Here is a 1,503-nt window from a genome sequence, read left to right as displayed (position 1 = left end):
ACCCTCATTCTGAGGTCAGAAGCCGTGCTGGACGTCCTTTTCTAAAACTGAAAGATGTCAGTCATAGGACGCTGCCCCCCTTACCAGGGGCGGTTTCCTATTCTATGAAGGGAGCGGAGGCGTAAAGTCTATTTGTTGGCAATACATCCGAAAAAATCCAAGCAAGAATGATCGATTATATAAATAATTATACCAAAGATAATTGTCGTAGTAGCACAGCCTATGTTAAATCTCTTTTGGCGCTCCTCCATCTCTGCTTCCACTTGTCTTCTAATTTTTTCCTTTGGCGACAATTCACTCACAGTCAGAGTATAAGACTAACGCCCACCCAAAAGTCGGGCATCCAATCAGTAGACATCCTGAAAAAGTCAATTTTCAGTCCGCATCGACCTCTCCTGTTGTTGTCTGTAGGGAGGAACCTAGCCCCAGATTCGGTAGTCGAGTAATTCTCGCAGGAGGTCTACTGAATGGCAGCGTGGTATCGGCAAGAGTATCCGACCTCTGATTGGCCGCCCAATGCGCTGTTGATCACAGGCCCCGCAACTCACCCCGCGACCCGGCAGACGATACCCGCATGAAACTAGTCAGCCACAAGCCCGCCCATGCCCATGCCCTCACCACCATGCCCGTCCTGTACGTGAACGGCATCGAGTTCCGCACCGGCATTGACGGGAAGCCCACCGCAACCGTCACCGAGCGGGAACTGAACCTGTTCGCCCACAACGAAGGATTCAGCGTCTACCACGATGACGGTACGTACAGCGGGCCGACCGGGAAGGTCAAACGCATGGGCAACGTCGATCAGGCCACCGCGCGCCTGTCTGCCGCAGCAGACCAAGCCAAGGCGCACACCATCATCGAGGAGATGCTGAGTAACGGCACGCTGACCCGCGAGGCACTGAGCGCGCTGATGGACAAAGCGCCCATTGTGACGGCCACTGCCGCGGCCCCCGCGCCGGTCAGCACGCTCACCGCAAGCACCACCGCCACGGACGCCGGGACCGTCACCGTCACGCCCCCCACCGAAGAACCCACCCAGCCGACCGGCAGCCAGGGCAGCGACGCGCCGACCGGCGATCAGATCGACATGAGCGACCCGGCCAGCCTCGCGCAACTGCCCCGCGCTGAGCTGTTCGGACTCGCCCGGTCGTTCGGGATCAAGAGCAATGGCAAGAACACCGAACTGGCCGAGGCTATCGCCGCTGCATTCCGCGAAACGCCCGAGTACCTGAACGCCCAGAGCAACGGCCAGTAATACGGACTCGGATGGAATAGTTTGCAAATGGAGGCCAGCAGGAGCAGAGAGGCTCAGTACCCGACACTTTCCGGGGAGTTCGTCTGGGACGGCATCAACAGGTCGATCAAGTCACACAGGCGTGCTGACTCCCGGCTGAACGACCGGACCAGTTCCCGCAAGCCCATCTTCACCACGCTCCACACCCGGCGACCATGCGCCTTCTTCGGGCAGTCCAATGTGACTCCGACGAGCACACACCACGTGTA

Annotated in this window: 2 protein-coding genes and 1 pseudogene; 1 reads left to right on the top strand and 2 read right to left on the bottom strand. The window is 58.2% G+C overall.

The features are described 5' to 3' along the window. Positions 1–128: 128 nt before the first annotated feature. Positions 129–302 carry a hypothetical protein gene (locus tag IEY70_RS20785; RefSeq protein ID WP_189066933.1) on the bottom strand — a complete coding sequence of 58 codons (174 nt, stop codon included), beginning with the start codon at positions 300–302 and terminating at the stop codon, positions 129–131. Between the two features lie 272 nt (positions 303–574). On the opposite strand from IEY70_RS20785, the gene IEY70_RS20780 reads away from it, so the two are divergent. Then, positions 575–1,255 (top strand): hypothetical protein, encoded by a 681-nt coding sequence (locus IEY70_RS20780; RefSeq protein WP_189066932.1) that lies wholly within the window; start codon positions 575–577, stop codon positions 1,253–1,255. Between the two features lie 53 nt (positions 1,256–1,308). On the opposite strand, the pseudogene IEY70_RS21215 reads toward IEY70_RS20780, so the two are convergent. Then, positions 1,309–1,503 (bottom strand): annotated as a pseudogene (locus tag IEY70_RS21215) (IS4 family transposase); the annotation flags it as partial.

It is taken from the genome of Deinococcus seoulensis, from assembly GCF_014648115.1.
Classification (GTDB): Bacteria; Deinococcota; Deinococci; order Deinococcales; family Deinococcaceae; genus Deinococcus; species Deinococcus seoulensis.
This window is presented reverse-complemented; position numbering and strand designations above follow the sequence as displayed.